28 protein-coding genes are annotated in these 26,269 nt (G+C 30.0%); 24 read left to right on the top strand and 4 right to left on the bottom strand.

Annotated features, from left to right (window positions below; translation table 11 throughout):
- The first annotated feature begins 16 nt into the window (after window positions 1–16).
- From P8F83_RS02915 to P8F83_RS02925, 3 genes are all read left to right on the top strand, one after another.
- Window positions 17–553, top strand: coding sequence for a GNAT family N-acetyltransferase (locus P8F83_RS02915; protein ID WP_326513377.1), 537 nt, complete (start codon window positions 17–19; stop codon window positions 551–553).
- Between the two features lie 635 nt (window positions 554–1,188).
- Window positions 1,189–1,710: a signal peptidase I gene (lepB, locus tag P8F83_RS02920; protein WP_326513378.1), complete on the top strand. Its 522-nt coding sequence runs from the start codon at window positions 1,189–1,191 to the stop codon at window positions 1,708–1,710.
- Between the two features lie 22 nt (window positions 1,711–1,732).
- Window positions 1,733–2,074 (top strand): hypothetical protein, encoded by a 342-nt coding sequence (locus tag P8F83_RS02925; protein ID WP_326513379.1) that lies wholly within the window; start codon window positions 1,733–1,735, stop codon window positions 2,072–2,074.
- A 62-nt stretch (window positions 2,075–2,136) separates the two neighbouring features.
- On the opposite strand, the gene P8F83_RS02930 is transcribed toward P8F83_RS02925, so the two are convergent.
- A complete protein-coding gene (locus tag P8F83_RS02930; protein WP_326513380.1) occupies window positions 2,137–3,798 on the bottom strand; it encodes a glutamine--tRNA ligase/YqeY domain fusion protein in 1,662 nt (553 codons plus the stop codon).
- 319 nt (window positions 3,799–4,117) lie between these two features.
- On the opposite strand from P8F83_RS02930, the gene P8F83_RS02935 reads away from it, so the two are divergent.
- From P8F83_RS02935 to P8F83_RS02965, 7 genes are all read left to right on the top strand, one after another.
- Window positions 4,118–4,888, top strand: a complete 771-nt coding sequence (locus tag P8F83_RS02935) for a DUF2087 domain-containing protein (protein ID WP_326513381.1) — start codon at window positions 4,118–4,120, stop codon at window positions 4,886–4,888.
- Window positions 4,889–4,902: 14 nt separating this feature from the next.
- Window positions 4,903–5,400 carry a GNAT family N-acetyltransferase gene (locus tag P8F83_RS02940; RefSeq protein WP_326513382.1) on the top strand — a complete coding sequence of 166 codons (498 nt, stop codon included), beginning with the start codon at window positions 4,903–4,905 and terminating at the stop codon, window positions 5,398–5,400.
- Window positions 5,401–5,410: 10 nt separating this feature from the next.
- Complete coding sequence (locus P8F83_RS02945) at window positions 5,411–5,848, top strand: PIN domain-containing protein (RefSeq protein WP_326513383.1); 438 nt, start codon at window positions 5,411–5,413, stop codon at window positions 5,846–5,848.
- A 67-nt stretch (window positions 5,849–5,915) separates the two neighbouring features.
- Window positions 5,916–7,307 (top strand): hypothetical protein, encoded by a 1,392-nt coding sequence (locus P8F83_RS02950; RefSeq protein WP_326513384.1) that lies wholly within the window; start codon window positions 5,916–5,918, stop codon window positions 7,305–7,307.
- Window positions 7,308–7,439: 132 nt separating this feature from the next.
- Entirely contained in the window at window positions 7,440–7,802 is a 363-nt protein-coding gene (locus P8F83_RS02955; protein ID WP_326513385.1) for a helix-turn-helix domain-containing protein, read from the top strand.
- A 49-nt stretch (window positions 7,803–7,851) separates the two neighbouring features.
- Entirely contained in the window at window positions 7,852–8,727 is an 876-nt protein-coding gene (locus P8F83_RS02960) for a methionyl aminopeptidase (RefSeq protein ID WP_326513386.1), read from the top strand.
- Window positions 8,728–9,036: 309 nt separating this feature from the next.
- Window positions 9,037–11,130 (top strand): glutamine synthetase III family protein, encoded by a 2,094-nt coding sequence (locus P8F83_RS02965; RefSeq protein WP_286905275.1) that lies wholly within the window; start codon window positions 9,037–9,039, stop codon window positions 11,128–11,130.
- A gap of 74 nt (window positions 11,131–11,204) precedes the next feature.
- Here P8F83_RS02965 and P8F83_RS02970 read toward each other — a convergent pair whose 3' ends face one another.
- Entirely contained in the window at window positions 11,205–11,813 is a 609-nt protein-coding gene (locus tag P8F83_RS02970) for a class I SAM-dependent methyltransferase (RefSeq protein ID WP_326513387.1), read from the bottom strand.
- Between the two features lie 184 nt (window positions 11,814–11,997).
- On the opposite strand from P8F83_RS02970, the gene P8F83_RS02975 reads away from it, so the two are divergent.
- From P8F83_RS02975 to P8F83_RS03020, 10 genes are all read left to right on the top strand, one after another.
- A complete protein-coding gene (locus tag P8F83_RS02975; RefSeq protein WP_326513388.1) occupies window positions 11,998–12,810 on the top strand; it encodes an ABC transporter permease in 813 nt (270 codons plus the stop codon).
- Between the two features lie 9 nt (window positions 12,811–12,819).
- Window positions 12,820–13,794 (top strand): ABC transporter ATP-binding protein, encoded by a 975-nt coding sequence (locus P8F83_RS02980; protein ID WP_326513389.1) that lies wholly within the window; start codon window positions 12,820–12,822, stop codon window positions 13,792–13,794.
- A 3-nt stretch (window positions 13,795–13,797) separates the two neighbouring features.
- Window positions 13,798–14,607 (top strand): ABC transporter permease, encoded by an 810-nt coding sequence (locus P8F83_RS02985; RefSeq protein ID WP_326513390.1) that lies wholly within the window; start codon window positions 13,798–13,800, stop codon window positions 14,605–14,607.
- Window positions 14,608–14,614: 7 nt separating this feature from the next.
- Window positions 14,615–15,571, top strand: coding sequence for an ArsR/SmtB family transcription factor (locus P8F83_RS02990; RefSeq protein ID WP_326513391.1), 957 nt, complete (start codon window positions 14,615–14,617; stop codon window positions 15,569–15,571).
- Between the two features lie 291 nt (window positions 15,572–15,862).
- Window positions 15,863–17,935 (top strand): BglG family transcription antiterminator, encoded by a 2,073-nt coding sequence (locus P8F83_RS02995; RefSeq protein ID WP_326513392.1) that lies wholly within the window; start codon window positions 15,863–15,865, stop codon window positions 17,933–17,935.
- A gap of 19 nt (window positions 17,936–17,954) precedes the next feature.
- Entirely contained in the window at window positions 17,955–18,410 is a 456-nt protein-coding gene (locus tag P8F83_RS03000; RefSeq protein ID WP_326513393.1) for a PTS sugar transporter subunit IIA, read from the top strand.
- Between the two features lie 83 nt (window positions 18,411–18,493).
- A complete protein-coding gene (locus tag P8F83_RS03005; RefSeq protein WP_073017316.1) occupies window positions 18,494–18,775 on the top strand; it encodes a PTS sugar transporter subunit IIB in 282 nt (93 codons plus the stop codon).
- A 25-nt stretch (window positions 18,776–18,800) separates the two neighbouring features.
- Window positions 18,801–20,159, top strand: a complete 1,359-nt coding sequence (locus tag P8F83_RS03010) for a PTS galactitol transporter subunit IIC (protein ID WP_073017314.1) — start codon at window positions 18,801–18,803, stop codon at window positions 20,157–20,159.
- Window positions 20,160–20,179: 20 nt separating this feature from the next.
- Complete coding sequence (locus P8F83_RS03015) at window positions 20,180–20,686, top strand: hypothetical protein (protein ID WP_326513394.1); 507 nt, start codon at window positions 20,180–20,182, stop codon at window positions 20,684–20,686.
- Complete coding sequence (locus tag P8F83_RS03020; protein WP_326513395.1) at window positions 20,676–21,350, top strand: class II aldolase/adducin family protein; 675 nt, start codon at window positions 20,676–20,678, stop codon at window positions 21,348–21,350. The genes P8F83_RS03015 and P8F83_RS03020 overlap by 11 nt, the downstream gene beginning before the upstream one ends.
- 123 nt (window positions 21,351–21,473) lie before the next feature.
- On the opposite strand, the gene P8F83_RS03025 is transcribed toward P8F83_RS03020, so the two are convergent.
- Together P8F83_RS03025 and P8F83_RS03030 are read right to left on the bottom strand one after the other, a co-directional pair.
- On the bottom strand, window positions 21,474–22,658 hold the full coding sequence (locus P8F83_RS03025) for an MFS transporter (RefSeq protein ID WP_326513396.1): 1,185 nt from the start codon (window positions 22,656–22,658) through the stop codon (window positions 21,474–21,476).
- Window positions 22,659–22,673: 15 nt separating this feature from the next.
- Window positions 22,674–23,309, bottom strand: coding sequence for a flavodoxin family protein (locus tag P8F83_RS03030; RefSeq protein ID WP_326513397.1), 636 nt, complete (start codon window positions 23,307–23,309; stop codon window positions 22,674–22,676).
- A 162-nt stretch (window positions 23,310–23,471) separates the two neighbouring features.
- Here P8F83_RS03030 and P8F83_RS03035 point away from each other — a divergent pair, with 162 nt between their 5' ends.
- The 4 genes from P8F83_RS03035 (at window position 23,472) to P8F83_RS03050 (ending at window position 26,241) form a co-directional block, all read left to right on the top strand.
- A complete protein-coding gene (locus tag P8F83_RS03035) occupies window positions 23,472–24,050 on the top strand; it encodes a TetR/AcrR family transcriptional regulator (protein WP_326513398.1) in 579 nt (192 codons plus the stop codon).
- A gap of 20 nt (window positions 24,051–24,070) precedes the next feature.
- The gene (locus P8F83_RS03040) at window positions 24,071–24,862 is read left to right on the top strand and encodes a MurR/RpiR family transcriptional regulator (RefSeq protein WP_326513399.1); all 792 of its coding nucleotides are present in this window, start codon (window positions 24,071–24,073) and stop codon (window positions 24,860–24,862) included.
- 130 nt (window positions 24,863–24,992) lie between these two features.
- A complete protein-coding gene (locus tag P8F83_RS03045; protein ID WP_326513400.1) occupies window positions 24,993–25,559 on the top strand; it encodes a DJ-1 family glyoxalase III in 567 nt (188 codons plus the stop codon).
- Window position 25,560: 1 nt separating this feature from the next.
- Window positions 25,561–26,241 carry a YczE/YyaS/YitT family protein gene (locus tag P8F83_RS03050; RefSeq protein ID WP_326513401.1) on the top strand — a complete coding sequence of 227 codons (681 nt, stop codon included), beginning with the start codon at window positions 25,561–25,563 and terminating at the stop codon, window positions 26,239–26,241.
- The last annotated feature ends 28 nt before the right edge of the window (window positions 26,242–26,269 follow it).

Below are 26,269 nucleotides of genomic sequence, written 5' to 3' on the forward strand. Positions count from 1 at the left end.
AATAGGGGATACGGATATGTTCAATGAATTTCCAGTAATCGAAACAGAGCGACTAAGACTAAGACTTATTACAGAAAAAGATTTAAAAGAGATGTTTTCTATATATTCATCAGAAGATGTTATGAAGTATTATGGAATATATCCAATTAATGATATTACAACAGTTGAAGTTATGATTGAAAAGTTCAAAGAGTCTTTTGAAGTAGATATGGGTATAAGATGGGGAATAGAATTAAAAAGTACAAGCAAGTTAATTGGAACATGTGGCTATCATAATTGGAATAAAAGGCACTTTAGAGCTGAAATAGGGTATGAATTGGGTAATGAGTTTTGGAGAAAAGGTTATGCTAAAGAAGCTATTTCATCAATAATAAAATATGGGTTTGATGAAATGAACCTAGAAAGAATAGAGGCACTTGTTTATCCAGAAAATGAAACATCTGAAAACATGCTTAAGAAACTAGGTTTTCTGCATGAAGGTTATCTTAGGAAGTATGTTTACTTTAGAGACAAACATCAGGACTTAAACATGTTTTCATTAATAAAGGACTAAGTTAATTACTTATTTTTATAAAGATTAATTCCTTTAAATAAGAATAGAGATGATATTAAAAATATAAATAGAATTTCAAAAATATCAAAGGTATTGTTTTGTAGCGATGTGATAAAAGAAATCATAGAAAAAATAATCCCGAGAATCCCCAATACTAATAAACCTAATTTAGATTCACCTAAATTCTTAACTAAAAGAGTTTGTTTCCCGGAAGTCAAATACTCTGGAGTATTAACTTTTTTATTAAACTCCTAAATGTCATTGATGGTTTTTGAAAAATCATTATTAGATTCTTTCATAGACAAAACCTCCTAATATTAGATAGTAATATTATACCATAAAAAGGATTAGATTGAAGCTGATAATCGCTTCTGCCAAATAGAAGTACACTTTATTGCTGTAGAAATACGCAAGTATTTCATTAAAGCAATTAAGAAGATATTTAAGTCTGATATCTAAATTAATTTTAGATATCAGGCTTCTTTTAGTTATAAGAAAATAAAAGGTACATCAGGAGGCCCATCAAATTATCAGTATGTGTTAATCATGGAACAAATATAATCTATGAAACTTAAGTTATCAATTTGGAAATTACATGGTATAATGGATATAATTACACAAATGGAGAACGTGATATGAATAATACAATTATTAAGGCTATAAAAGAATGGGTACTGCCTATAGGAACTGCAATAGTATTAACATTATTGATAAACAAGTTTCTTATATTTAAAGTTAAAGTTCCAAGTGGGTCTATGATTCCAACAATAAATAAAAATGATCAGCTTTTTGTAACAAAGATATACAACTATGACAAGATAAAAAGAGGAGATATATTAGTATTTAATTCAAAGGAACTTAATGAAAATTTAATAAAAAGAGTAATTGGATTACCTGGAGATAGTATTTCTATAGCTGAAGGGACAGTAATTGTTAATGGAGAAGTAATAGAAGAGGATTATGTTAAAAATAATAGTTTGAATTATGAAGGAACTTTTAAAGTACCAGAAGATGAATATTTCTTTTTAGGAGATAACAGAAGTGATTCAAAGGATTCAAGATTATGGCAAGAACCGTATATTAATAAAGAAGACATATTTGGAAAAGCGTTAGTTAAAATCTATCCATTTAATGATACCGGGAAGTTAAAAAGGTAATATTGTTTTGGAGGTAATGAATATGATTAAAAATAAAAGAGATGTTATAATTCAAGTTATTGCCACTGTGATTTTTATTGTAACTGTATGCCTACCAGATGATAGATATATTTTAAAGGGAGCTGGGCTTATAGTATTTCTTACCGTGTCACTAAAAGATAAAATTAAAGATAGATTAACTAAAGGAAACAAAAGAGATATCACAATACTAGCAATTGCTTTTATGATTTTTTGTGTGGTGATGGTGTTACCTATAAGGGTGTTTCCGCTAAGGTTTATAGGAATATTTTTATTTTTTATTGCAATGTATAAAGACAATATGAGAGACTCAATACAAAAATTCAGAAAAAAGGATAGGATTTAAGAATAGGATATTATTAAAAAATAAGAGGACATACTATTTTGTCTAGTATATCCTCTTTATTATTAGCTTAATTTAAATGATGATTTTAGTGATACTATTCTGTTGAATACTAATTTCTCATCAGTTGAGTATCTTGTATCTACATTAAAGAATCCGTTTCTAACCATTTGGAATTTATCTTGAGGTTTAGCAGTTTTAAATGCTGTTGGTTCTATGAAACCTTGTAAAATTTCCATTGAGTTAGGATTTATTTGTTCTAGGAAATGTTTTCCTTCATTTTCAGGTGCATCATCTAAGATTAATGGTTCGTATAATCTAAATTCAGCAGGGACACAAGTTTTAGAATCTACCCAGTGAATAGTTCCTTTAACTTTTCTTCCAGTGAAACCAGAACCGCTCTTAGTTTCTGGGTCATAAGTACAATGAACTTCTACAACTTCACCATTTTCATCTTTTATGATGTCAGTGCATTTTACAAAGTAAGCACCTTTTAATCTAACTTCATTTCCAGGGAAAAGTCTGAAGTATTTCTTTGGAGGTACTTCCATGAAATCTTCTTTTTCAATATATAATTCTCTTGAGAAAGGAACTAGTCTCTTACCTTGAGTTTCATCTTTAGCGTTATTTTCAAGTTCAATCATTTCTGATTCGTTTTCTGGATAGTTTGTTATTACTAGTTTTAATGGATTTATAACTCCCATAGTTAATGGAGCTTTAAGCATCAAATCTTCTCTTATGAAGTAGTCAAGCATTTGAGAATCAACGATGGAATTTGCTTTAGAAACTCCAATAGCTGTGCAGAAGTTCTTTAAAGCTTCTGGTGTACATCCTCTTCTTCTTAAACCAGAAATAGTAGGCATTCTAGGGTCATCCCATCCATCAACTACTTTTTCATCAACTAGTTGTTTAAGTTTTCTTTTACTCATAACTGTGTTTGTGATGTTTAATCTTGCAAACTCTATTTGTCTAGGAGTACAATCCATTTCACATTCTCTTACAACCCAGTCATAAAGAGGTCTATGATCTTCAAATTCTAAAGTACATATAGAGTGAGTTATTCCTTCTATAGCATCTTCAAGTGGATGAGCAAAGTCATACATTGGGTATAAACACCACTTATCACCCGTGTTATGGTGAGTTGAGTGAGATATTCTATAGATTATTGGATCCCTCATGTTTATGTTAGGAGAAGTCATATCTATTTTAGCTCTTAGAACTTTTTCTCCATCCTTGAATTCACCTTTTTTCATTCTTTCAAATAAATCTAAGTTTTCATGAGCGGATCTAGTTCTATATGGACTATCAACACCTGGTTTTGTTAAAGTTCCTCTATATTCTTTAGCTTGTTCTGGAGTTAAATCACAAACATAAGCTAAACCTTTCTTTATTAATAAAACAGCTCTAGCATACATTTCATCAAAATAGTTAGATGCAAAGAAAAGTTCATCCCAGTTTCCACCTAGCCATTTAACATCTTCTTTGATTGATTCAACATATTCAGTATCTTCTTTTACAGGATTAGTATCATCAAATCTTAAGTGAGTTTTTCCTCTGAATTCCTTTGCTAAACCAAAGTTTAAAAGTATAGATTTAGCATGACCTATATGTAGGTAGCCATTAGGTTCTGGTGGGAAACGAGTGATTATTTCTTTATGTTTACCGTTTTCCAGATCCTCAATAACTATATTTCTTATAAAGTTAGACGGATTAATTTCATTTGCCATAAGTTTAACATCTCCTATAAGTATATTTAAATTAAGAAAACTAGTTTCTTAACTAAGTTTTATTTCCAATACTCTAATAATTTTAATCTAATATAAAGGAAAAATAAAGCTAAAGTGCTAGAAAATATTTAAATTTGCATAGAAAACACCTTAATTTCTGCACTATACTATGTATATTCTTTAGAAAAACGAAGAGATTTATTCTTTTACAAAAGAAAAACAATAGACAAAATAAATAAAAGTTTATAAATATATAGACAAAACTAAAAATAGAACATAAAATATAAATAAGATTACAATGAGAGAAGGTTAAAATAATATGAAAGAAGATAATATAGAATTACTTTGGGATGCAAGTATTGATGAAGTTAAAAAAGGATTTATAGAAGATGAAGAAGGGTATAACTGCATCATATGCAATGAAAAATTTATAAAGGGAAGAATATATGAAATAGATGGAGCTCTTTATGATGGTAAAAAATCAGTTGAACTTCATCTAGAAAGTGCTCATGGTTCAAGTTTAGATTATTTGCTAGGAATGAACAGCGCCTTCACAGGTGTATCAGATGTACAAAGAGAATTATTAACACTTATAGCTTCAGGGCTTACAGATAAAGAAATATCAGCAAAACTAGGAGTTGCCCAATCAACTATAAGAAATCATCGTTATAAATTAAGAGAAAAAGAAAAACAAGCAAGATTGTTTTTAGCCATCATGGAACTTATAACAGAAAACACTAACAAGAAGGTAAACAAACTAGATAAAGAAACTCTACATGATGCTCATAGAACAGCAACTACTGTAGATGATAGATATAACATCACAGATAAGGAAAGAGAAAGTGTTATCAAAGCTTATTTTGATGAAAATGGAGCTATCAAGACTTATCCAGCAAGAGAGAAAAAGAAGATAATCGTACTTTCTGAAATAACTAAGAATTTCACTAAAGGTAAGAAATACACTGAAAAAGAAATAAACAGAGTTTTAAAAAGAATATATGAAGATAATGCAACCTTAAGAAGAGCAATGGTTGAGTATGGATTTATAGAAAGATCCAAGGATTGTAGTTCTTATTGGGTTAAGGAGTAGAGTGAGGAATTTATATGTTATTTGATGTTGATGGTTTTTATGTAGATTTAGTTGAATATAAAGATTTAGATGAAATTGTTGATGTTTATAATTCTAATAAGAACTTTTTGATGGTACATCTAGATGCTTATAAAGTGGACCATGAATGGTTGATAAATGATATCAAAGACATGAAAGAGGCTGGATTTTATTCATGCAAGATAATAGAAGGTCCATCACAAAAAATAGTAGGTATCATGGATTTTAAGTTAGGGGAAGAAACCTATCTATCGCTACTAATGATACGTGATTCATTAAAAGGCAAAGGTTTAGGAAATCTTATTTTTAAAGCTTTCGAGGAGTATGTGAAATCTAAGAAAAGTAAATTTATAAAAATAGATGTAGTAACAAACTATGATAAATCAGTAGTTGATTTTTGGATTAATAATGGATTTGTTAAAGAAGAAAGTGTAAAACTGGCATGGGGAGAGGTTAGTTTGGATGGGGTTTCTATGAAGAAAAGTTTGAATTAAGGAGATATAAATGAATAAATACCTATTAGATACAAACATCATCATAATTCTTTGGAACAAACATCCTGAAATTATAAATGACCTAATAGAAAAAGAGAAGCTTATTGTATTAAAAGAAATAAGTGAGGAGCTAGTATTAAAGGAAAGAATAGTTTATAAAGGACAGCAAGTATTATCAGAAAGGTTTAGTAAATTGCTTTTTTCAATCCTTGAAATAGATAAAAGTGAGTTTAGTAAATTTCTTTCTATTATTGAAGGAAAAGAATTTAAAAGGAGAAATCTATCTGAAAATGATCTGCTGCTTTTATATGCTTGTTATTTAAATAAAAACTTTATATTAGTAACTGAAGATAGATATCTATTTAATGTTTCAAAGGATTTATTAGGTGAAGAGAGAGTAATGAAATTAAAATCAATGATAAAAAAATATTTAATAGTAACCACTTAAGCACAGGTAACTAAGGATATGTTTCCTACATAATCTAACAATATAGTAACGATTATGGGAGGAAAAGATGATTAACTTAACATTAACCCCAATTCATTATATTTATTTAGCTTTTATTATCATAATAATATTAGCAATGATTAAGAAAAAAGATATATCTTTAATATGCATACTGGGTATTTTTATACTTGGTGTAGTTGGAACTAGTTCTTTGTATCAATCTGTAATGGGCATATTTAATAGTTTTGTTTATGCAACAAAAGAACTTATGCCCACAATTTTTATAATATCTATAATAACAGCTATGAGCGGGACTTTAATGGATTCTGGAATAAATGATGAAATGGTATCACCTTTTAGAAAGGTTATCAAAAACTACTGGGTTGCTTATTGGGCAATAGGAATTTTTATGATGATCCTATCTTGGTTTTTCTGGCCATCTCCAGCAGTAGCTCTTATAGGGGCTTTGTTTTTACCTATAGCTAAGAAGGCAGGGCTTCCTGCTATGGGGGTAGCTATTGCCATGAATTTATTTGGACATGGTATAGCCTTATCTAGTGACTACATTATTCAAGCAGCACCTAAACTTACAGCTGATGCAGCTGGTATACCAGTAGCTGATGTTTTGCATTCAAGTATTCCCCTTACAATAACTATGGGTGTAGTAACTACTGTGGCTGCATTCTATTTTCTAAGAAAGGATTTAAAAGCGGGTAATTTATCTGATGAATATGCATTAGATAGTGAAGAGGAAAAACCTAATATGCTTATTGAATCAAGAATGATTAGAAGAATTTTAGCTTTAGGAATAGTAGTACTTTTTGGGATAGATATAGTTATAATGTATATCTATAAATTGCAAGGTGGAGATGCTACAGCCTTAATTGGCGGAACAGCTGTATTTATATTAAGTATAGTTTCAATCTTAAGTTATAAGAAAGAATCTCTAGAGAAAATCACTGATAATCTTGTTAAGGGACTTCAATTTGGATTTAAGATATTTGGTGTTGTAATACCAATAGCAGCTTTCTTTTATCTTGGAGATGCAGCAATTACAGAAATATTTGGGCATATACTTCCTGAAAGTTCTAATGGAATAGTTAATGATTTAGGCGCAGCTCTTGCAAATACTGTTCCAATAAATTCTGTTGTTTCATCTGGTACTGTTACAGTTGTAGGTGCAATAACTGGCTTAGATGGATCAGGTTTTTCGGGTATATCCTTAGTTGGTTCAATTTCTAAGATATTCTCGACAGCTTTAGGTGGTGGAGTAGCAACTTTAACAGCTTTAGGACAAATAGCAGGAATATGGGTAGGTGGAGGAACTATAGTTCCCTGGGCTTTAATACCTGTAGCAGCTATCTGTGGAGTTGACGCTTTTGAACTTGCAAAAAAGAATCTTAAACCTGTAGTAATAGGGTTAATAGCAACTACGATTGTAGCTATGCTGATTATATAAAAATGATTATAAGATAGATATTTGAAGAAAGCTTTGAATATCTATCTTTCTTTTATAGTGTGATTATTGCAACTAACATCAAGTATTTAATAACATAAAATGATATAATAAAGGTTAAAGGAGGTGGATTGCGTGTCTACAAAAACCATAGAAACTATGATTAATTGGGTTGAAGATAATATTATGGATAATCCAAGTTTAATAGATTTATCTAATCATGTTGGATATTCTTCTTTTTATTGTTCAAGTAAGTTCCGTGAAAATGTGGGGATTACATTTAAACAATATATCTCAAAACGTAGATTAAGTCTTTCTGCTATTGAAGTAAGGGAGAAGAAAACTAGACTATTAGATATAGCAATAAAATATGGATACTCATCTCAAGAATCCTTCACAAGAGCTTTTGTAGATGCTTTTGGAGTAACTCCATCAAAATATAGAAAGCAATCTATCCCACTTAATTTATATATGAAACCAGATTTTTTAAAATCGTAAAATACAGATTTTTAATATATAGCTAAAAGATAAGGTTGGAGGATGTACCATGAATAACAAATTAGGAAGAAATGATTTATGTTGGTGTGGAAGTGAAAAAAAGTATAAAAAGTGCCATGAGGACTTTGATGATAAGATTGAAGCTTACAGAAATGAAGGTCATATAGTACCAGATAGGGAAATAATCAAAAATCAAAAACAGATAGATGGAATACGTGAAAGTGGAAAAATTAATATAGCTGTTTTAGATGCTGTGGCAGATTTTATAAAAGAAGGGGTAAGTACTGAGGAAATTAATCAGCTTGTATTTGATAAGACAAAAGAACTTGGTGGAATACCAGCTCAACTTGGATATGAAGGTTTCCCGAAGAGTGTATGTACATCTATTAACAATCAAGTGTGCCATGGAATACCATCAAAAGATGTAATACTTAAAAATGGAGATATTATTAATGTAGATGTTTCAACTATATATAACGGATATTTTTCAGATTCTTCAAGGATGTTTTGTATTGGAGATGTAAATGAAGAAGCTGAAAAATTAGTTCGAGTAGTTAGAGAGTGTGTAAATAAAGGTCTAGAGCAAGTAAAACCATGGAACTTTCTTGGAGACATGGGGGAAGCTGTACATGAATATGCTCTTAAAAATGGATACACTGTAGTAAAAGAAATAGGAGGACATGGAGTTGGACTTGAGTTCCATGAAGATCCTTGGGTTAGTCATGTCTCAAAAGCAAAAACAGAAATGCTTTTAGTTCCAGGAATGATTTTTACTATAGAGCCTATGGTTAATGAAGGTAGTGATAAGGTATTTATGGATGAGGAAAATGGATGGACCTTCTATACTGAAGATGGAAGTTTATCTGCTCAATGTGAAGTGATGGTACTTGTAACTGAGGATGGATATGAAATTTTAGCATATTAACGCTAAAATATATAAAAAAATTTAATTTCAATATTGAACAATTTCTGTTATAGTAGTATAATAAATTCATCATATGTATAAAACTATGGCAGTTTTATTGATGAGTGTAATAATAAGTATATGAATAAATTATGAATTATATAATTTTAGCAATGGAGCTAAAGAAAATTATTGTTTTTCTTTGGCTTTTTATTTTTGTGAATATGTAAATAATGTAAAAAATGTATTTAAAGAGAAAAGTTTTATCCTTGTAAGTAAACTTTTAAGGAACAAATCAAGTAATGTGCAATACGAAAGGGGATTTTTTTAATGAGTAAAGTAACTGAAATTTTTGCATCAAATGTATTTAACGATTGTGTAATGAAGGAACGTCTTCCAAAAGCAACTTATAAAGCTTTAAAAAAGACAATAGAAATGGGAACCGCTCTTGCACCAGATGTAGCAGATGTTGTTGCAGCTGCAATGAGAGATTGGGCTGTTGAGAAGGGGGCTACTCACTTCACTCACTGGTTCCAACCAATGACTGGAATTACTGCTGAAAAGCATGATGCTTTTATAAGTCCAACTTCTGATGGAAAGATTATATTAGAATTTTCAGGTAAAGAACTAATAAAGGGAGAACCAGATGCATCTTCATTCCCTTCAGGTGGATTAAGAGCTACTTTTGAAGCAAGAGGATATACTGCATGGGATTGTACTTCACCAGCATTTATTAAAGATGATTCTTTATGTATACCAACTGCATTCTGTTCTTACCATGGAGAAGCATTAGATAAGAAAACTCCATTACTACGTTCAATGGAGGCTTTAAATAAACAAGCTCTACGTGTTTTAAAAGCATTAGGAAATACTACTACTACAAAAGTTACTACAACAGTAGGACCGGAACAAGAATATTTCTTAATTGATAAAGCCATGTATGATGCTCGTAAAGACCTTATATTAACTGGAAGAACTTTATTCGGAGCAAAACCTTCAAAAGGACAAGAACTTGAAGATCATTATTTTGGATCATTAAAACAAAGAATATCTGATTACATGAAAGAGTTAGATGAAGAACTTTGGAAGCTTGGAATTTTAGCTAAAACTAAGCATAACGAAGTTGCGCCAGCTCAACATGAATTAGCGCCTATATTTAGTACTACAAATATATCAACAGACCACAACCAACTTACAATGGAATTAATGAAAAAAGTTGCAGGAAAACATGGATTAGTTTGTCTATTACATGAAAAACCATTTGCAGGAGTAAATGGATCAGGTAAACACAACAACTGGTCAATGGGAACTGATGATGGAGTTAACTTACTTGAACCAGGTAATTCTCCACACGAAAACCTACAATTCCTTTTATTCTTAACATCTGTAATAAAAGCTGTTGATGAATATTCAGATTTATTAAGATTATCAGCTGCTAACGCTGGAAATGATCATAGACTAGGTGCTAACGAAGCTCCACCAGCTATAATCTCTATATTCTTAGGAGATCAATTAACTGATATATTAGATCAAATTGAAAATGGACCAGCTACAAGCTCAAAATTAGCTAGTGATTTAACTATAGGGGTAACTACATTACCACCACTTCCAAAAGATGCAACTGATAGAAATAGAACTTCTCCATTTGCATTTACAGGAAATAAATTTGAGTTCAGAATGACTCCATCTTCAGCTTCAATTTCAGGACCTAACTTTGTATTAAATACAATAGTTGCTGAAGCTTTATCAGAAGTTGCTGATAGACTTGAAAAATCTACAGATGTAGAAGAAGAAGTTAAAGTTCTTTTAACTGAACTTGTTAAAACTCATAAGAAAGTTGTATTTAATGGAAATGGATATTCTGATGAATGGGTTGAAGAAGCTGCAAAAAGAGGACTTCCAAACATTAAATCTACTGTAGAATCTACTAAAGCGTTACTTTCTGAAAAGAACCAAGCTGTATTAGAAAAACATGGAGTTTTAACTAAAGTAGAATCAGAATCTCGTTATGAAATAACTTTAGAAGGTTATAACAAAACTATAAATATAGAAGCTTTAACTACACTTGAAATAGCTAAACGTCAAATATTACCTTCAGTAATTAAGTATGCAACAAGCCTTGCATCTTCAATCAACACAATAACTGCTGTTGGTATAGGAGCTGATGTTTCAGTTCAAACTGAGTTATTAAAAGAAGTTTCAAGCTTAACAGCTTCATTAAACAAAAACATTGCACTTCTTGAAGAAGTAGTTGCAAAAGCAGACAACTTTGATGGTGATATCTATGATTTAGGTATGATCTACAGATATGAAGTATTTGAACAAATGAATACTTTAAGAGAAGTTGCAGATACTCTTGAAACTATAGTTGACAAAGAGTTCTGGCCATTACCAACTTACTCAGATATGTTATTCAACGTTTAATAAAGTTATAAAAGGAGCACTTCGCTTATGAAGTGCTCCTTTTTGTATGGTAAAAACTAAAGTTATTTATTAATTTACTTCTCAGCAACCAGTAAAAACGTATCATTAGTAGGATGAGTAAACCTTTGTAGTTTAAAATTAGAAGCTTCTAATAGATCTGTAATTTCCCTTTGAGAATACTCATGAAAGTCTCCTTTATCAGAAAATCTTAAAAAGAAGTTTGTAATCTGTCTGAGTGGAGTAGGAAGCCAAGGATCAGCGAGTATAAGATGTCCACCTTTCTTTAATACCCTGTTCATTTCATCTAAAACTTTTTTAGGGCGTGGATAATGGTGAAAGGAGAAAGTACATAAGATAGTGTCGAAATAATTATCTTCCCAAAGTAAAAACTCTGCATCACCTACAATCAGTTCTGCTTTGTCTTTAAGCTTCTTTTTAGCAACATCAATCATAGCTTTTGAAAGGTCAACTCCATGAAGCTTGTTATTTTCATTCATCTTTGATAACATTACTCCATTTCCGCAGCCGACATCTAAAATTGATTCGTTATTTTTTTTATTAAGCTCGTCCAATATGTAGGGATAAATTCTAGAGCAAAACTTTCCATCAGAACTTTTTTCATAAACTTCTGCTTCTGAATCAAAATTCCTCAAGGATTTCTCTTTAATTATTTCTGCATTCATATTAATAACCTCCCAATTACTTAACTATATAATACAACTTCCAGTAAAATCCATCAAGGATAAAAAGAGATATATTGGAAATTATTTGTTGACAAAGTCAAATAAACCCTTTAAAATGCTTCCACATTAAAGAATTAACGATTTAATTAACTAAATAGTTAATCAAAAATAGGGGGTTGAATAAATGACAGGAAAAGTACTTAAGGCAACGTTTAAAAGAAATTTTATAGTAATGATAAGAGCATACCCTAAAGATTTTTTTATAGGAAATGTTTTAACTGGTTTTTATACTGTAATAGGAGCGCTACTTATTTATAAAATGCTTTTTAATGGAGTTGTGGGAGATGAATTTTTTGAGTTTACTGGTACAGGGGATTACATGAGCTACGTTATTTTAGGATCTTTAACTTATCTATATGTGGTTAGGACATGTTTAAATGTAAGTAGAAGTCTTATTACAGAATTAAGAGAGGGCACCTTAGAAAGTCTTATGATTACTCCTTTTAAGAGGGGAGAGTATTTTATAGGCAATATGCTTCAGCAGACAGTTACAACTACTTTTGAAGTAATAGTTTCCTTGATTATTGCAATTCCCTTTGGTCTAGATTTATCTAATATAAACCTAATATCATTTGTAGTAAGTGTACTTCTTGCCTTATATGGTTTCTTTGGATTATCCATGGTACTTGCTTCAATAATGTTATATACAAGAGATACTTATATTTCACAAAATACTTTATTTGTTGCCATGTTACTTCTATGTGGAATAACATTTCCCAATGAATATTTACCAAGGGTTTTAAGATGGATAGGAGAACTAATACCAGTAACTGAAACCTCAAACTTAATAAGAGGATCAGCTTTACTTGGAAAAGGGATGTCAGAACTAAGTAGTACCATGCTTTATGTTTTTTTACTTGGTACTGTTTATATGATTGTAGGATTTTTAAGTCTTAGAAAAATAGAATATATAGCATTAGAAAAAATTCAAGGATAGGTGATGGGTATGATAGAAGCAAACAACTTAAAAAAGGTCTATGAAACTAAAACAAGTAAGGGGATATTTAAAAATGAGAAGGTTAAGTTAGAAGCAGTAAAAGATGTTTCTATAAAAATAAAAGAAGGAGAAATAGTTGGGCTCTTAGGCATAAATGGTGCAGGAAAAACAACAACTATAAAGATGTTAACTACCTTACTTTCACCAACTTCAGGAGAGTATTTTCTTGATAACATAGATGCTGTAAAAAATCCAAGAGCAATAAAATATAAGATTAACATGATAGCTGGTGGGGAAAGAATGATATATTGGAGACTTACAGCTTATGAAAATCTATGGTATTATGGGCAGCTTTATGGAATTCCTAATAACATATTAGAAAAGAGAATTGAAGAACTACTTAAGTTAGTAGGCCTTTATGAAAATAAGGATAAGAAGGTTGAAGAGTTTTCAAAAGGAATGAAACAAAGACTTCAGATAGCAAGAGGACTAATAAATGATCCAAGTTATATATTTATGGATGAACCTACTTTAGGACTTGACGCAGTGGTATCAAAGGAATTAAGAACTCATGTTAAGTCTTTAGCTAAGGAAAAAGGTAAAGGCATATTATTAACCTCTCACTACATGGAGGAGGTTGAGGAACTTGCTGATTATATTTATGTCTTAGATAAAGGGATGATAATAAGACAAGGTACATCAAAGGAACTATCAAAACAAGTATTTAAAAAAGTTGAATATAGATTAACCCTTCATAATAAAATAGAGGCCCTTCAAAGATATATGTTAATTAGTCTTTTAGGACATGATAATACAGTTGAGATTTATGAAGAGGATAACTCCTATCATATCATAAGTTCTAAGAATTTAAGTTTAAATATATCTCAAATATGTTCGGATAAAGGAGCAATTATAAAGGAATTTTTTGAGATTGTACCTAGACTTGAAGATACTATAATTAAGCTTTCAGAGAAAGGAGCTTAAATTATGAGAAGTTTTATAAAAGTAGTTATGGCAGAAATGAAGAAACAACACTTAAACTATTTTCATAGTAAGTTTATATATATTTCCTTGTTTATATGGCCTATTTTAAACTTCATAACCTCATATTACAGTTTTAAGCCATTTAAAATAAATAATAGTAATATCAGTTATCTTAATGAAGATAATGTGTTAGTATTTATAGTATTGGGATATATGACCATGAGCCTGTTTAGAAGCTTAGTTCAAACTGCTTGGAACTTTTCTTTTGAAAGAATAAGTGGGACATTAGAGCTAATCTACCTTTCACCAGCCAGTAGGCAAGGGGTAATACTTGGGAATGCCTTATCTTCTCTTTTTGAGAGCATAGTTTTTATGGTGATTTTCACCCTAGGAGTTTTGATATTCAAAAGAGAGGTTTTAAATGTAAACTACTTAAGTTTGATGATTGTTTTTATAATTACGTTATTGATGGCAGTAATGTGGGGAATGTTTTTAAATTCTTTGTTTTTATTTTCAAGGGATTCGGGATTTCTATTTACAGTACTTGAGGAGCCTATGGAGATATTTTCAGGAGTTAAGGTACCAACAGCAGTTTTCCCTATGTGGGCAAAGGGGATAAGTATTATATTTCCTTTAACTTATGCTATTGAAGGAGTAAGAAATGTTATTTTAATAGGAAGCTCTATACAAGAAATAAAAAGCTTCATAGTTATAGGAGTTGGGATAATAATTATCTTATACCTTTCATGTTTGAAGATAATAAAAGTAGTTGAACATCACAGCAGAAAAACAGGTAATTTTACTTATTTTTAGAGGTAATATGAAAATAGATGTTATTTATGAACAAGATGTACTATGTGAATTTGTGTATTCGCCACTTTTCGAGATGTTCTGTGCTCTTCATGTACTATCAAATCCAGAACATCATATTCATAGAAAGAAGTGGGCAGAAAAAGTTAATAAACAGATGAACCCAGATATGAAACAAGACATAAAGATTTATGCAGATATCACTGATGAGTATTGCATAATCATGGATGTATGTCATTATTTTGAAGAGTGTTCAGATTTAAATATATTGAGTTCCATAGATGTACTATCAAAAATATCAATACATGAGATAAACAAGATATTTAAAGAATATGATAAGAAAATCACTAAAAATCAGTACCAAGGACTTTTAAGGTTATTAAGAGACTTCTATATTAATATATTTGAAGGTGAATTAAAATATATAGAGCCTTTTATAGCTAGAATGTTAAAGCAAAAGGTGAAGTTTGCAAAAGAAAAAGGGATTTTCAATTTAATTCAAGAGATTCATGAGAGAATAAAGGTTCATGAAGATAAGATAGTTTTTTATAAAAATAAGCAATATGAGGTTTATAAAAGAGATCTTAAGAGAGTTTCAATTAATGTATCAACTTTTGTTGGGCCTCATCTTCTAATAGGAATACTAGATGATTTTCTCAATTTAACATGTTTAGTTGAAACAGAAAACTCTGAAAAAGAAAGTCCTAAAGATTTAGAAAGAACATTAAAGGCTTTAGGGGATTCTACAAGATTAAAGATATTAAAAGCAATAAGTAAAAAAGGTAAAAGTACACAAGAGCTAAGCAGTTTATTAGATATATCAGAAGCTGCCGTATCTAAGGCTTTAAAACTTCTTCAAGAAGGACAGCTTGTAACAAAAGAGAGAAAAGGAAACTACATGATTTATTCAGTCAATAATGATACTATTGATTTTATAAGTTATAGGATATATGAGTATATTTATTAGAATTATGATTTTAACCCCCAGCTATATTTTTAAGGTAGCTGGGGGTTGTTTTTTTATCATCAGATTGGATATGTCTACTTAATTGGTACAATTTAGTTCTTGACTCTGGAATGGTTTTAAACTTTTGTTTTAAAACAAAAGGTGGTAAAGTAACACTATAAGGTAGACTTGCTTTTGAGATAAAGTATACTTTTGAAAAACAATAGAGAAATATATTTTACTACTGGAAACGTTTTATGATTTTGCTATTTGAATATACAACTAAAGTAAATATAAAGGTTGGTGTTAATCTTGTATAAAAGAACTTGCGAAATTATTAAGATAATATACGAAAGACCAAATGAATTAGATATAAAAGCATTATCGCAGATTTTAAATATCAGCGTAAAAACTATACAGGCAGATATTCAGGAAGTTAATGAGTTTTTAGAAGGAAAAGGAATTGCTTATTTAAAGATTATAGATAACAAGTTCTACATAGACAAAATAAGTAAATCTATATATCAAACACTTTCTACACTTAGCTTTTATGATTATAAACTATCAAAAGATGAACGCTTGGTAGTTGAATCTTTATTACTTATATTTACCCATGAACATGTAACTTTACTAAATATTGCGGATTTCATGTACGTATCTAGATCAACGGTTATTGGAGATTTAAAATATCTAAATAAGTTTTTAAATAAGTATAATCTTTCAGTAAATTCTCAAACCAATACAGGGATTTGTATTAATGGTTCTGAAGAAAATATACGAGATTTATTTGTAAATATTCTATTTAGATATGGTGATTTATACGAGCTCTTTTCCCATCAAGAGCAGGCAAAAAATATTAAGATTGGCGATATACGTGCAATAGATAAAGATACAAACATAATACTACAAAACCTTATATCAGAAGCAGAAAAATATTCAGAAATGCAGTTAACAGAGTATTCCTTTAATATGCTTTGGAATTACCTATGTGTAGCAATTTTTAGAATGAGGTTAGGTAAGTATTTAGATAGCCATAAGTTAGAAAAACAAGAAACCAACAATAAATTAATAGAAAGGCTATATATACTTGTTTGCCAGCATTTTGACCTTGAGTTAAATAAAAATGAACTAAGATATTTAGAAAGTTTCTCAAAAGGATTTGGATACCTTAAGAAAAGTGATTCCATAGATGGAAGCAAAGAAATAGTAAAAATACAAACCATAACTAGATTATTTATTATGAATTTATCAAAAGCCTTAGATCTTCCTTTATATAAAGACTATGAGCTATTTCAAAGTTTATCAAACCATCTAGAAAGAATATTTATAGACGGCTTTACAAGCTTTAACGAAAACTACGAAATAAATTTTATTATAGAGAAGTATGCACCTATAAAAGAGGTAGTTATAGAAAACATAGATATACTAGAGCAGTATGCAAAAAGGTCTATCTGCGAGGAGGAAATTGCATATATAGTCATATATATTTGTGCCTCAATTGAAAAAATGAAAACTCAAAAGACTGTGTGTAATGTAATACTAATCTGCAACAGCGGAATTGGGACAAGTCAGCTTTTAAAATCTAAGCTTTTAGAAAGATTTAATCTAAATATAATAAATGTACTGCCAAAACATAGACTAAAAGATTCATTAAGAAATGATATAGACTTTGTTATTTCAACAGTAGATTTAGATAGTGTTTCTGTTCCTTATATTAGGATATCTCCTCAATTAACTGATAGTGATTTTTTGAGAATGAGAGAGATGATAGATAACTGTGGTTCTATTAATTCCACAAAATTATGCAAAAATGATTGTACAGATATCATGAAAAAGATAGAGCCTATAATAAAAAATGATGAAATACTGGAGGTAATTAGAGAAAGTTTAAATAGTTATTTTGAAAGAAAAAATAGAGTGGTTTTAGGTCTTTCAGATTTATTAACAGAGGAATTTATTGAATTAGATGTAGAAGCAGATAATTGGAAGGATGCTGTAAAGAAAGCTTCAACCAATCTATTAAATAAAGGATATATAACGGAAAGCTATGTTGAATCTATCATAAGAAATACAGAACAAAATGGTCCATATTATGTTATTTCAGAAGGATTTGCTATTCCACACTCAGAAATTGACGATGGAGGAATAAAGCTTGGATTCAATCTAATTAGATTAAAAAACCCAGTAGTTTTTAACGCAGGAATTTATGACCCAATAAAATATGTATGTATCATAAATGCTGTAGATAAAGAAAAACATCTAAATGCTTTATTTAATTTAATAAATTTATTACAGATTTCAGAATTTAAAGAAGCGATAAACAATGCAAAAAGTAGTATTGATATGGCACAAATAATTGAATTGTTTGAAAGAAGAATACAATAGGAAGCGGAGGTATATGAAGATGTATTTTGATAAGGAGATTACATTTTTTAATGAATCAGTAAAAAACAAAGAAGAAGGGATAAAAAAGTTAGCAGATGAATTTTTGGAAAAGGAATTAGTAAAGGATACTTTCTTTCAAGCAGTTATAGATAGGGAAAAAGTTTATCCTACTGGACTGAGTATTAATGATATAGGTATAGCTATTCCACATACGGATAGCATTCATATAATAAGGCCTCAGATTGGGTTTATGTCATTAAAGGAACCAGTAATTTTTAAAGATATGGTTGATGAAAAAAACGAGATAAAAGTTAGTGCAATCTTTATGCTTGGACTTTTAAAGTCAGAGCAACAGATAGATATCCTTCAAAAACTTGTTGATTTATTTCAAGATCAAGAGATGCTTAAAAAAGTTATAGCTTGCACAAATATTGATGAGTTTAAGAGCATAATGAAAAAAGCTAATATAGATTAGAACTAATTTTTAAGGAGATGATGTTATATTAGTTTATTAAAAAAAATTATAAAAATATATATACGAAAGGAAAGTGTTGAAAAATGAAAAGAATATTATTAGCATGTGGAGCAGGGGTTTGTACTTCTACTGCTGCAAGAGTAAAGGTTGAAAAAATACTTGATGCAAACGGATACAAAGGTCAATACAAAGTTGAGCAATGCAAAATAGCAGAGGTTGCAGCTAAATCAGGAAGTTTTGATTTTGTTATATCAACAACAATGAAACCAGAAGGGGTTAAATGTCCTTTTATAAATGGTATATGCTTTTTGACAGGAGTAGGTGTTGACAAGACAACTAAAGAAATTTTAGATCTTATGAAATAATTAAAGATTAGGAGAGGTGTGTATTATGTCACAAATATTAGGTTTTTTTAGTGCTATACAAGGTTTAGGCGCTACCGTAATGATGCCAATTATTATCTTTGTTTTTGGATTAGTTTTAGGGACAGAAAAAGGAAAAGCCTTAAGAGCAGGGTTAACAGTTGGGGTAGGATTTATAGGGTTAAATTTAGTAATAGGTGCCTTAGGAACTAACTTGGGACCAGCAGTAGAACAGATGATAACACGTTTTGGATTATCTTTATCGGTTATTGATGTTGGTTGGCCAGCAGCAGCTGCAATTGCATTTGCATCAACTGTTGGTATGGTTATAATTCCAGTATGTTTACTTGTAAATATTGTTATGATAATAACTAATACAACTCAAACAGTAGATGTAGATATCTGGGATTACTGGCACTTCGCATTTACAGGAGCTTTAGTTGCAATAGTAACTGGTAGTCAAACTATGGGGCTAATTGCCGCAATTTTAAATATGGTAATTATAATGGTAATTGGAGATTATACAGCACCAGGAGTTGAAAAAACATTAGGATTACCTGGGGTATCTCTTCCTCATGGATTTACAGGAGCATATGCTCCAATAGCAATAGTAATAAATAAGATAATTGATATGATTCCAGGGGTAAGAAAAATAGATATTAATATGGAAAAAGTACAACAAAGATTTGGCGTATTTGGTGAACCCATTATAATAGGAACTGCCTTAGGTCTAGTAATAGGAGCTGTTGCAGGTTATGGATATGGCGATGTATTAAGACTAGGTATTTCAATGGGAGCAGTACTAGTTCTTATACCTAAAATGGCATCTTTACTTATGGAAGGATTACTACCAATATCAGATGCTGCCTCTGAATTTATAAGCAAGAAATTTTCTAATAGAGGAAAAATGTATATAGGTCTTGATTCAGCAGTAGGAGTAGGACATCCTCTAACACTTTCAGTATCACTTATACTTGTACCACTAACAGTATTTATGGCAGTTATTTTACCTGGTAATAAGGTTCTACCATTTGCAGATTTAGCAGTTATACCATGGATGTTTGTTCTTATAACTCCAGTAGTTAATGGTAATGGATTTAGAGCTTTAGTTAATGGAATAGTTGTACTTGCAGCTGGGTTATTAATTTCAACTAATTTGTCTCCATTAATAACTACAGCAGCTGTTAATGCAAACTATACATTACCTTCAGGTGCAGCCCAAATATCAAGTATCTGTGATGGAGCAAATCCATTAACCTGGGCAATTGTAAGATTAAATGATTTTGGATGGATTGGTATGGGAATAGTTGCTGTTATAGCATTAGGATTAGCTCTAATAAATAGAAACAGAATACTTAAAGAAGCAAGAGAATTAAAACAAGCTTAATAAATTATATAGGAGGAAGCATGAGAAGAGAATATGTATTTGATAGAAAAACATTTTTAGTTAGAGTTATATATGCAGGTATTTTAGCGGCAATTGCACTATTATTTGGCATCTATAAATTGAGTGTAGGATCAACAATGAATTATTTATGGGTATTTGTATGTTTTTTATGTATGTATACTATTATAACAAATTTTATAGCTGTGGCTTATCCAGAAAAAATAGTAATAGATAATAATCAAATAACTTTTTCAGCTTTCGATAAATCTTATGCTTACCTCAAAAGCGATATAAAAAGTTTTAGGATTAAAGAACAGAAGTTAGCTGGAAAGATGTATATAAGGGTTAATAATCCATCACTATTTAAAGGACGATACTGGATAGATTTAAAGGCTTATAACGATTATAAAGAGCTAGAAGAAAAACTATTAAAAGTTGAAGCCGTTATACATCCTAATTCTCTAAAACAGAAAATAAAAGTAAATAATGCAAGGTATGCAGAAAGGAAGATGAAGAATGTACGATAAGGAAAAAAAGGAAGTTATTAATGCTGGCATTAAACTTGATAGATATGGATTGATAGCACTTTCTGGAGGGAATGTAAGCTTAAAGGTAGATGAAGATAGGGTACTAGTTACGCCATCTGGAATGATATATGAAGAGTTAGAAACAGATGATATAATTCTTATGGACCTATCTGGAAAGGTTATAGAAGGTAATAGAAAGGCATCAGTTGATACTAAGGCTCTCTTATATATCTATAATAACATGCCAGAGATTAATGCAGTAATTCACACTCATCAACCCTATGCAACGGCATTAGGATTAGTTGAAGAAGAATTTAAGTGTAATCTAACTACACTTGCAAATGCTACAAAAGGTTCAGTTAATGTATGTCCTTTTTCATCAGCAGCAAGTGAACAAATGGGAGTAGAAGCAGTTGAAAATCTAAATGGAAAACTTGCAGTTATTCTAAAAAATCATGGAGTAATAACAGTAGGGAATTCATTAAAGCAAGCTTTATATTCTTGTGTATATCTAGAAGAAGCTGCAAAAACCTATTGTATATCTAAATCAATGAGTGATAATGTAGCTATGATGACCGAAGAACAGATTGAACAAGCGGTTAAGATATTTGATTATTATGGACAAGGCAAAGAAAATGTTCCAGATGAATTAGTTATGAGATAATATAAATATATAAGTAAAAAAATAACCCTTAAGTAATGAGTGTATTACTTAAGGGTTATTTTTATAGATTTTTTCTAAATGTCCGAATATTCGAATGTTCGGACAAATAGATAATTAAGATTGTTATTGAGTTATTCTATGAATAAACAATGCAATAATCTGAGTTATAATTCCAAAGATACAAACACCAACCCAACCAAAGTTTGAATATGTAGAGGAACCTAAAAATGAACCTAAAGATCCTCCAAGGAAAAAGCTTACCATATAAACTGTATTGATTCTGTTACGTTTTTCTTCATTCATTGAGTGAACTCTTGCTTGGTTTGATATATTGGAAGATTGAACACCTAAATCAAGTAGTATAACTCCTATTATTAAGCCAATCATCTTAAATCCAAGTAAAAGAAATAATATATAAGATAAAGATACAATCATGATACAGATTCCTATAACATAACGAGAACCTTTTTTATCAGCTAACTTACCTACTAAAGGAGCAGCTAAGGCACCAACAATTCCTACTAGTCCTAATAATCCAGCTGCTTGAGAGCCCATGTTATAATGAGAGCTTTCAAGTAAGAAGGTAAGGGCTGTCCAAAATGCACTAAAGGCTGCAAACATCAAAGCTCCGTTTAAAGAGGCTTCTCTTAAGATAGGTTCCTCTTTTATTAACTTAGGTAATGATCTTAATAAATCAAAATATCTTACTTCAGAAACTGGATTTGTAATGGGGATAACTTTTCTTAAAACCAATGTTAAAATTATCATCATAATAGCTGCAACTATATAAACTACTCTCCATCCAAAATAATTTCCTATAAGACCACTAATAGTACGTGATACTAAAATCCCTATTAATAGACCACTCATTACAGTACCAATTATTTTCCCTCTTTCATTAGGATTTGATAACTGTGCTGCTAGTGGAATTATAAGCTGAGGGATTATTGAAGTGAAACCTACAGCAAAAGAAGAAATAATAAGCATATATATATTTTGTGAAAAAGCAATCGTAAAAAGTGAAATAACTGAAAATAAAAGCATAATGGTTATTAGATTTTTTCTCTCTTTAATATCTCCTAGGGGTAAAATAAATATCATTCCAACTGCATAACCTATTTGAGTAAGCATTGCTGCTGAGCCAACACTTACCTCATGAACATTAAAACTTTTAGCCATGTCACCAAGCAAGGGTTGTATATAATAAAGATTTGCAACAGTAAGTCCACAAGTTATTGCCATGATTAAAATTAGTAATTTAGTTAATACATTAGTATTTTTAGTATTATCATTATTTATTGCTTCCATTTAAAACAGCTCCTTTTAGCGAATAAAATTTGTAAATATCTTTTCTTCCATTTTGGGTTTTGGTAATGATTTTTCTCCACTTTCTAGTAACTTCATAAGCCAAGCCATATTTTTACCAAGAACTCTCATTATCTGAATACCTTCTTCATCAAGAAGTACATCTCCAGGTTTTGTTCCATTTATAACATTCCAATAATTAGATGTAGGCATAAACATTTCTGAATGATTTATATAGTTATTTAGTTGATTGAAAGTAGGGATTCCTCCTGAACGTCTTACTGCAACAACGGATGTTCCGACCTTATATCTTAATAGATTATCATTAGCTTCAGCTACTCTAAAGGCTCTATCTAAAAATGACTTCATTGTGCCAGCTATAGCAGAGTAGTGTACAGGGGAACCTATTATTATTCCATCAGCCTCTTTCATTTTTTCAATCCATTCATTAACTGGATCTGTAGCTATTATACATTTACCATTTTTGTTTTGAGAGCATTTTCTGCAAGCTATACATCCCCTTATAGATTTATTACCAACATGAATTATCTCTGTTTCTATGTCTTCTTTTTCTAGCTCCTCAAGAACTATTTTTATTCCGTGATAAGTGTTACCTTCCTTGTTTGGACTTCCATTAAATGCTATAACTTTCATTTTAAAATTCCTCCTCAATTAATATACTGAACGTTTAGTTTATAAATATATAATATACTAAACGTTCAGTATTGTAAAGAGTAGATTTTTAAATTTTTTTAATTTATAATATAACTATAGTTTTTAAGTTTATTTGTGTAATACATAAGGAGGATATAACTTATGGAGAAGAAATTAGGACGTCCCCGTAGTGAGAAAACAAAATCGGATATTCTTACTGCTGCATATGATTTATTACTTGAAAAAGGTTTTGATACAGTTACTGTTGAAAAGATAGCTGAAAAAGCTGGAGTTTCTAAAGCTACTATTTATAAATGGTGGCCAAATAAAGCGGGAGTTATTATGGAGGCTTATTTAGAGGCTACTTCAGTAAAGCTACCAGTTCCAAACACTGGCTCAGCTTTAATAGATATGCAAATGCAAGTAAGTAACTTTGTTAACTTTATTAAAAGTAGAGAAGGAAATGTTTTAATTGAAATAATAGGAGAAGGGCAGTTTGACTCAAGTTTAGCTGATGTATATAGAAGTGCATACTTTAAACCAAGAAGAGATATTTCCAAGGAAATTTTGAATCGTGGAATCATAAGAGGGGAGATAAGATACAATATAGATGTAGAGGTAACAGTTGATTTAATATGGGGCCCTATATTTTATAGATTACTTATTACAGGAGATATGATTGATGATTATTTTATTGAGGCTTTAATAAACCATACCTTTATGGGAATTAAAGTTATTTAAATCTAGAGTGGAGTAGATTAATGTATAGAGACAAATTAAAAATTGTTTTTTTATCAGAGTTAGTCAGCAGCAATGATGGTTCAACTAACTGTCAGATAGCTTCATATATACTAAACAATATAGAAGAAGTTAAACAGTCTAATATAAATGAATTATCTAAAAAATGTCATGTGTCCAACAGTTCAATAAGTAGATTTTGCAAGGAAATTGGACTTAATGATTTTTCTGAACTTAAAGAGCTAATTAGTACTACTTCTTTTAACTTTGAGTTGTACTCTGATAATATTAGTACAAAAGTTCGGTCAATTGATTTTATAGATAGGGTTAAAGAGAGCATGGATTTAGTGTCAAAATCCATTAACTATGATATTTTTGATAAGCTATCAAAAGATATATATAGATATAATAAAATAGGGATATTTGGATTATTAAAGGCAGAGACAGTAGCTATGAATTTACAAAGTGATTTATCTTTTTTAGGTAAAAATTCTTTTACTAAGGTATCTTTTAAACAGCAACTTGAGTATTTAGAAAAAACTAATGAAAAGGACCTTATAATTATTTTTAGTTATACTGGAATATACTTTGAGCATACTTTTCCAAGAAGAATTCCAAATAGAGATTCAAAACCTAAAATCTATTTTATAACTAGTGATAAAAATTCTTTAGATAATGGTTACTTTGATGAAGTTATTTACTTCAAGTCTTTACAGGATTATGCGTCTCATCCTTTTCAGCTTCAACTTATAGGAAGCTTGATTTCTCAAAATTATGCATATTACCTAAGTAGAAAAAACTCTTCTCATATATGAGGGGAGTTTTTTACATGAAAACAACAAGGAGTCTTTCTATTTCCTAAATCGGGAAATCAATAGAACTAATTAATTAACTTCAGTATAATTTAGTCATAAAAGATTTAGGATAAATGAAAGGATGAGTTAAATGAGAAAAATTGCTGTTTTTTTAGCAGAAGGTTTTGAAGAGGGAGAATCTCTTTTTGTTATTGATGTCTTAAGGAGAGCAGGTTTTAAGTGTGATTCAATTAGTTTAAATGATGAATTAGTAAAAGGATCTCACGATATTGTAGTTAAAGCAGATAAGATAATCAGTGATGAAATTAAGGACTATGATATGATTGTATTGCCAGGGGGATTACCTGGAGCAACAAATTTAAGAGATAATGAGAAAGTAATTGAATTAGTTAAGTACTTTAATGAGGATAAAGAAAAATTGATTGCTGCTATTTGTGCAGCTCCTATGGTTTTAGAGAGAGCTGGAATTATTAAAGGACGTACTATAACTTCTTATCCAGGAGAGAAGTACAATAACTTATTAAAAGAAGCCAATTATATAGAGGATATTGTAGCAATTGATGACAACCTAATTACAAGTAGAGGACCAGCTACAACGCTTCCTTTTGCATATGCTTTAGTTGATATATTGGGGGGAGACAGTGAGGCTTTAAAAAAAGGAATGCTCTATAATATGGTTAGAGAAAGTGATTTTTAAAATGACTCTAAAGGAAATACTAACAAACTATACTAAACTATATTGGAAAAGAAGTATAATGCTTTTAGGTGGTATTTTTATATCAGCTTTTGGAATGACTCTTCTAATAAAGTCAGGTTTGGGCCAAAGTACAGTATCAGGAATAAGTTATAACATAGGATATGTAACTAATATAAAAACTGGAACAATTTTAGGATTAATTAATTATCTTTGTTTTATTGGACAGGTTATTTTACTTAAAAGAAGTTTTAAAGTAATACAAGTTTTTCAATTACTCATAACAACAATATTTAGCTCTACAGTCAATCTATTTATGTATGACTTTAAGTTAATATCAGAATTACAGGTAGATAACTATATAGTTAATTTAATTATATTAATTATAGGAATAGGATTTATGTCTTATGGAGTAAGTTTAATGATGGTTGCAAACTTGATATTTTTACCTTTTGAAGGTTTTTGCAATGTATTATCAGTTAAATTAAAAATGCAGTTTGGAACTTTAAGAAGATATGTGGATATTTTATTAGTAGTAATATCATTAGTATTAATATATGTTTTCAATATACCAAACACTTCAGTAAGAGAAGGAACTATTATTTATACTTTTCTATTTGGAACATTGCTTAATATCTTTATGAAAGCAATTAAAAATTATAATGAAGATAAAGAAACAGAATAAAAATTGAAGATCTTATTTAGTAAATTAA

The sequence above is a fragment of the Clostridium intestinale genome (assembly GCF_035905475.1).
Classification (GTDB): Bacteria; Bacillota; Clostridia; order Clostridiales; family Clostridiaceae; genus Clostridium_T; species Clostridium_T intestinale.

Bases quoted from the DNA above. Each gene is read 5' to 3' on its own strand.
- P8F83_RS02915 (WP_326513377.1), top strand. From the start codon at position 17: ATGTTCAATGAATTTCCAGTAATCGAAACAGAGCGACTAAGACTAAGA.
- lepB (WP_326513378.1), top strand. From the start codon at position 1,189: ATGAATAATACAATTATTAAGGCTATAAAAGAATGGGTACTGCCTATA.
- P8F83_RS02925 (WP_326513379.1), top strand. From the start codon at position 1,733: ATGATTAAAAATAAAAGAGATGTTATAATTCAAGTTATTGCCACTGTG.
- P8F83_RS02930 (WP_326513380.1), bottom strand. From the start codon at position 3,798: ATGGCAAATGAAATTAATCCGTCTAACTTTATAAGAAATATAGTTATT.
- P8F83_RS02935 (WP_326513381.1), top strand. From the start codon at position 4,118: ATGAAAGAAGATAATATAGAATTACTTTGGGATGCAAGTATTGATGAA.
- P8F83_RS02940 (WP_326513382.1), top strand. From the start codon at position 4,903: ATGTTATTTGATGTTGATGGTTTTTATGTAGATTTAGTTGAATATAAA.
- P8F83_RS02945 (WP_326513383.1), top strand. From the start codon at position 5,411: ATGAATAAATACCTATTAGATACAAACATCATCATAATTCTTTGGAAC.
- P8F83_RS02950 (WP_326513384.1), top strand. From the start codon at position 5,916: ATGATTAACTTAACATTAACCCCAATTCATTATATTTATTTAGCTTTT.
- P8F83_RS02960 (WP_326513386.1), top strand. From the start codon at position 7,852: ATGAATAACAAATTAGGAAGAAATGATTTATGTTGGTGTGGAAGTGAA.
- P8F83_RS02965 (WP_286905275.1), top strand. From the start codon at position 9,037: ATGAGTAAAGTAACTGAAATTTTTGCATCAAATGTATTTAACGATTGT.
- P8F83_RS02970 (WP_326513387.1), bottom strand. From the start codon at position 11,813: ATGAATGCAGAAATAATTAAAGAGAAATCCTTGAGGAATTTTGATTCA.
- P8F83_RS02975 (WP_326513388.1), top strand. From the start codon at position 11,998: ATGACAGGAAAAGTACTTAAGGCAACGTTTAAAAGAAATTTTATAGTA.
- P8F83_RS02980 (WP_326513389.1), top strand. From the start codon at position 12,820: ATGATAGAAGCAAACAACTTAAAAAAGGTCTATGAAACTAAAACAAGT.
- P8F83_RS02985 (WP_326513390.1), top strand. From the start codon at position 13,798: ATGAGAAGTTTTATAAAAGTAGTTATGGCAGAAATGAAGAAACAACAC.
- P8F83_RS02990 (WP_326513391.1), top strand. From the start codon at position 14,615: ATGAAAATAGATGTTATTTATGAACAAGATGTACTATGTGAATTTGTG.
- P8F83_RS03000 (WP_326513393.1), top strand. From the start codon at position 17,955: ATGTATTTTGATAAGGAGATTACATTTTTTAATGAATCAGTAAAAAAC.
- P8F83_RS03005 (WP_073017316.1), top strand. From the start codon at position 18,494: ATGAAAAGAATATTATTAGCATGTGGAGCAGGGGTTTGTACTTCTACT.
- P8F83_RS03010 (WP_073017314.1), top strand. From the start codon at position 18,801: ATGTCACAAATATTAGGTTTTTTTAGTGCTATACAAGGTTTAGGCGCT.
- P8F83_RS03015 (WP_326513394.1), top strand. From the start codon at position 20,180: ATGAGAAGAGAATATGTATTTGATAGAAAAACATTTTTAGTTAGAGTT.
- P8F83_RS03020 (WP_326513395.1), top strand. From the start codon at position 20,676: ATGTACGATAAGGAAAAAAAGGAAGTTATTAATGCTGGCATTAAACTT.
- P8F83_RS03025 (WP_326513396.1), bottom strand. From the start codon at position 22,658: ATGGAAGCAATAAATAATGATAATACTAAAAATACTAATGTATTAACT.
- P8F83_RS03030 (WP_326513397.1), bottom strand. From the start codon at position 23,309: ATGAAAGTTATAGCATTTAATGGAAGTCCAAACAAGGAAGGTAACACT.
- P8F83_RS03035 (WP_326513398.1), top strand. From the start codon at position 23,472: ATGGAGAAGAAATTAGGACGTCCCCGTAGTGAGAAAACAAAATCGGAT.
- P8F83_RS03040 (WP_326513399.1), top strand. From the start codon at position 24,071: ATGTATAGAGACAAATTAAAAATTGTTTTTTTATCAGAGTTAGTCAGC.
- P8F83_RS03045 (WP_326513400.1), top strand. From the start codon at position 24,993: ATGAGAAAAATTGCTGTTTTTTTAGCAGAAGGTTTTGAAGAGGGAGAA.
- P8F83_RS03050 (WP_326513401.1), top strand. From the start codon at position 25,561: ATGACTCTAAAGGAAATACTAACAAACTATACTAAACTATATTGGAAA.